Consider the following 4,440-nt stretch of genomic DNA (forward strand, 5'->3'; position numbering starts at 1 on the left):
CTTTTGCGATCGGTATCGCCGCGCTGGCTCACCCGCTCCAGCTCTTCAATCAGCGCCCGACGATTGGGTAGATGACTCAGCCAGTCGGTACGCGCCACCGACCGCGCCAGCGTCTCCCCCCGCGCCAGTTTATACAGCCCCACGCAGCTGAAGAGGATAAACAGCAAAATCAGCGTCGCGGTGAGCAAGACGATCTGCGTGATGTCGAGGGAGGCCGCTTTCGCCGCTGCGGCCCCCGGCAGGCGAGGCTGCCACGAGAGATAGCCCAGCACTTCGCCGGAGGAGCTTTTTTGCGGCACACTGACATCGCTCACCCGCTCTGGCGTAAAGGTCAGGTTGTCGATCTGAAACGTATTTCCGAGATCGCGCAGGATTTGCGGGTTGATATGGCGGGTAATCACCAGAAAACGACGGGTATTGTCCCCCACCCGCAGGCTGCCAATCGTCGGGCGTATCAGGCCAACGCCAACAAAAGCAATCCCCGCCCGGGTACGGGTGATCCCGGCGTAGATGTTTTTATCCGAGCGCCGGGCGTTGGTATGCATCAGGATCAGCGATTTCAAACCGTCGCCAAAGAAGTCGAGGTTTTTTTCGGCAAAAGGCTGGCCTTTGAACGATCCCCACAGCACCCGAAACCGTTCGTCGAGTACAAAGGTGCCGTCATAGAGGTTATTCACCTTGTAGCCCGCGCCCCAGGTGTTGTAGAGCCAGTCGATGTCGAGCGCCGGGCGATAGGCCTCCCGCACGGCATCGTCCCAGACCGCGTTATCAATCACCAGCGACCAGACCCGGTTCACCGATGTCTGAATAGCGCCCTCTACCGAGAGCGCGGTGCGCTGCTCGTCGATTTCGTTGGCTTTACTGCTGATAAGGTTGAGGGAGAGGTAGAGCAAGGCGACCACAGAGAAAATTAAGCCGACCCCTGCCATGAAGATCATGGCAAACAAGGTCCTGGCAGAAGGAATTTTATGCCAGCTTAAAGGGTTACGCATTCAGTCACCGTCCTTTTTTATGCCCTCCGTCTAAGCGTAATACAGGAGATAAATTTCGCTGCCCGTAATGACAGGCAGCGACGTTATCAGGCCAGTTTTATCATGATCATTCCGGCGAGGAGCAGCACCAGGCCAATCCACCCTTTTTGATTCAACCGCTGCCCAAACAGGATCCAGCCTGCGGCAAGCGTTGCCGCAATACCAAACCCGCCCCACAGGGCATAGGCGACCGACAGATCAATCCCCTTTACCGCCTGTGACAGGGCGCTGAAGGCGCCCAGTACCGCGGCAATCGACAGCAGGCCGTAGGTTTTGCGGCGAAAACCGTCTGAGAATTTCAGCAGAACGTTGGCAATAATTTCGAGCGCGATAGCCAGGGCTAACCAGGCGGCATGGATCCACTCAAACTGCTGCATGGGTCACCTCCGCACGCGGTTTTGCCGGTTTTCGGGTGCCGGATTTAATTAATATGATGCCCGCCACCAGCGTCGTCAGCCCGGCCATTTTCATCAGGGAAAGCGACTCATCAAACAGCATCACGCTGAACAGCGTAATTAACAAAATACCAATACCTTCCCATAACGCGTAGGCCACGCCCAGTGCGATTTTTTTAACCGCAAAACTGAGGAAAATATAGGACAGCGCAATCATTGACAGCATTAAAATATAGCCGCTGTGACTGCCGGTGACGCTGGCCCATTTCATGGAGAGGGTGCCGGTTATTTCAGCAACGATAGCAAGACCTAAGAGGATCCAGTAAAACATGTTTTTCTCCTGCTTGAGAATATAATCCTTCGCGGCTCGCCAGTAACGGCAGCCGGATAAAAAAAACGTAACAGATTAGCCGGACGCAATGCGCCAGCTCAGGCAGAGAGAGGGTCTACAGCGCGTTGCGCCAGTGTTGCTCGCCAGACGTAAGGCAAAAAGAGGAGAACAGAGCGGGAGTGATTTTTGATAAAACGGTGCTGAACAGATTGTCCATAAAATTACAATTATCTGCGGTGTTGCTTCTCGTCAGTGCAGATGAAAATTGTCTCCAGTAGTTAAACACAGCTGATTTCTACCATAAGCCAGGATTTTACTCAAAGCATTTTCATTTCTTTACCCTCATCGTTTGCGTTTGGTTAATTTATTAAGCGTGCTGCGCCGCTAGAATAAATATAAAGGACATTATCAGGAGCCAGCATGGCGAAACCCATTATTACCCTCAACGGATTAAAAATAGTCATTATGCTTGGCATGCTGGTGATTGTACTCACCGGGATCCGTTTCGCGGCAGATATTATCGTGCCCTTTATCCTGGCGCTGTTTATCGCCGTGGTGCTTCAGCCTGTTGTGCGAAGACTGGTGCGGCTTCGTCTACCACGCGTGCTGGCTATCACCCTGCCGATTGTGCTTATCGTGGTGCTGATGGCTTTGCTGGTGGCTTATCTCGGCACCTCGCTGAATGAACTGGCCCGCACCCTGCCGCACTATCGCACCTCGCTGGCCGTTCCGCTGCTGCATCTTGAGCCCTGGCTGCAGCGGGCCGGAATTGAGGTGTCGATGGAAGAGCTGCTGAAATATATTGACCCCAATGCCGCCATGACGCTGGTGACCGCCCTGCTGGCCCAGCTCTCCAGCGCCATGACCTCCATTTTTCTTTTACTGCTGACCGTGGTCTTTATGCTGCTGGAGGTGCCGCAGCTGCCGGCGAAACTCCAGCCTCTGATGACCCGCCCGGTGGAAGGCATGGCTGCCATCCAGCGCGCCCTTGACAGCGTGTCGCACTATCTGGTGCTGAAGACCGCCATCAGTCTGGTGACCGGGCTGGTGGTGTGGGGGATGCTGGCGGTGCTGGAGGTACGGTTTGCCTTCGTCTGGGCGCTGCTGGCCTTTGCGCTGAACTATATCCCCAACATCGGTTCGGTGCTGGCCGCCGTTCCCCCGATTGCCCAGGTGCTGGTCTTCAGCGGCTTTTACGCTGCGCTGGTGCTGCTGGCAGGTTATCTGCTGGTGAACCTGATCTTCGGCAATATCCTCGAGCCCCGCGTGATGGGCCGCGGGCTGGGTCTCTCCACCCTGGTGGTCTTTTTGTCGCTGATCTTCTGGGGCTGGCTGTTGGGTCCGGTTGGCATGCTGCTGTCGGTGCCCCTGACCATTATTGCGAAGATTGCGCTGGAGCAGACCCAGGGCGGCAAAAGCATTGCCCTGCTGCTCAGCGATATGAGCCGGGAAACGTGACGGTTAGCCAATCTCCAGCAGCGGCTTGTGGGTTCGTCCCGCCTGGCGGTAATGGGCAAGCGCTGATTGCCAGTCGGTAAAGGGCAACAGCGTCGTGTCACTGTAGTGGCTGGCGGCAAGCCATGACCAGATATCGCAAAATGCCGCCTGCCACGCCTCAGGTGTGAGCGCATCCAGATAGTTGCGGATATGAAACCAGTGCACCGCCGGAAAGTGACGCTGTAATGCAAAGGGCTGACCGGAGAGCAAACCGTAGCAGACAAAGGCGGCGCTTTTGTCCATCGCCCCCAGGATCGCCAGCGCCAGCTCGCCGCCGGTGGCGTCATAGACAATATCGCTGGCCGCAGCGAGGGCACGCACGCTGTCAATGTCTTGCTGGGCAACGGGGAGAATCCCCATCGCCCGCAGCCGGTCGGCATGTACCGCCGAGCGGTGAATGCCGTAAACCTCGGTTGCGCCCTGCCGCAGCGCCCACTGCCCCAGCAAAATGGCGCAGTCCGAACCGGCGGCAGTCAACAGCACCCGTTTCCCCTGTGGGGGATAGAGGCTGAGCATCAGCCAGGCCGCCAGTGGATTGATGAACGCCCGCGCCGCCAGCGAGTCAGGAATGGTATCCGGAACCGGGATCGCAAGCGTCGCCGGGCAATCCACATACTGCTGCCAGGTGCCTTCCCCACACAGGGGCAGAACCCGCGTGCCGATAAGCGCCGCCGCGCTGTCCGGCGCGGCAATCACTCGCCCTACGCCTTCGTATCCGGCAACGGCAGGCAGGGTAATGCGATGGCGGTAAGCGCCCGTAATGGGGATAAGATCCGAAGCGTTGACCGGCGCCATCAGCATCTGCACCCGAATATCTCCCGGTTTCAGCGACGCTTTTATCGCCGTTTCCCGCCGCAGAACAGACTCAGGCTCACCAAACTTGCGGTAGCATAATGCGGTGTTTTCCATACTCTAACGGCTGCGCTTGGCGTGACGCTCAAAGTTTTCCTGCTTCGCCTCACCTGATTTACGCAGCGCGACGTAACAGGCGCCACTGCCGCCGTGGTGCGGCTGGGCGACGCAAAAGGCCTGCACCGCCTCAAACTCGGTCAACCAGCGCGCCAGATAGCTGCGCACGATGTTGGCGTGAGAATTGTCGTCGCGCCCTTTACCATGAATGATAATCAGGTTACGCAGGCCGTCACGCTCCGCCTGACGAATAAAGGTATACAGCTGCTGGCGGCAC

7 protein-coding genes are annotated in these 4,440 nt (G+C 57.2%); 1 reads left to right on the top strand and 6 read right to left on the bottom strand.

Going from position 1 to position 4,440, the window contains the following annotated elements:
* The 4 genes from WFM46_RS22940 to WFM46_RS23940 all read right to left on the bottom strand — a co-directional run.
* On the bottom strand, positions 1-992 hold a 992-nt coding region (locus WFM46_RS22940), incomplete at its 3' end, for a CHASE4 domain-containing protein (RefSeq protein ID WP_336998630.1).
* A gap of 86 nt (positions 993-1,078) precedes the next feature.
* Positions 1,079-1,408, bottom strand: a complete 330-nt coding sequence (gene mdtI / locus WFM46_RS22945) for a multidrug/spermidine efflux SMR transporter subunit MdtI (RefSeq protein WP_103179426.1) — start codon at positions 1,406-1,408, stop codon at positions 1,079-1,081.
* Positions 1,395-1,757, bottom strand: a complete 363-nt coding sequence (gene mdtJ / locus WFM46_RS22950; RefSeq protein WP_114315139.1) for a multidrug/spermidine efflux SMR transporter subunit MdtJ — start codon at positions 1,755-1,757, stop codon at positions 1,395-1,397. Before mdtJ ends, mdtI begins: the two co-directional genes overlap by 14 nt.
* Before the next feature lie 115 nt (positions 1,758-1,872).
* Complete coding sequence (locus WFM46_RS23940) at positions 1,873-2,043, bottom strand: protein YdgV (RefSeq protein ID WP_419196031.1); 171 nt, start codon at positions 2,041-2,043, stop codon at positions 1,873-1,875.
* 134 nt (positions 2,044-2,177) lie between these two features.
* Here WFM46_RS23940 and WFM46_RS22955 point away from each other — a divergent pair, with 134 nt between their 5' ends.
* Positions 2,178-3,215, top strand: a complete 1,038-nt coding sequence (locus WFM46_RS22955) for an AI-2E family transporter (protein WP_103179424.1) — start codon at positions 2,178-2,180, stop codon at positions 3,213-3,215.
* Positions 3,216-3,218: 3 nt separating this feature from the next.
* On the opposite strand, the gene WFM46_RS22960 is transcribed toward WFM46_RS22955, so the two are convergent.
* Positions 3,219-4,163, bottom strand: a complete 945-nt coding sequence (locus WFM46_RS22960) for a zinc-dependent alcohol dehydrogenase family protein (protein ID WP_336998631.1) — start codon at positions 4,161-4,163, stop codon at positions 3,219-3,221.
* A gap of 3 nt (positions 4,164-4,166) precedes the next feature.
* Positions 4,167-4,440: Smr/MutS family protein (locus WFM46_RS22965; RefSeq protein ID WP_336998632.1), on the bottom strand; the 274-nt coding region annotated here is incomplete at its 5' end.

Source organism: Leclercia sp. M50, from assembly GCF_037150775.1.
GTDB lineage: Bacteria > Pseudomonadota > Gammaproteobacteria > Enterobacterales > Enterobacteriaceae > Enterobacter.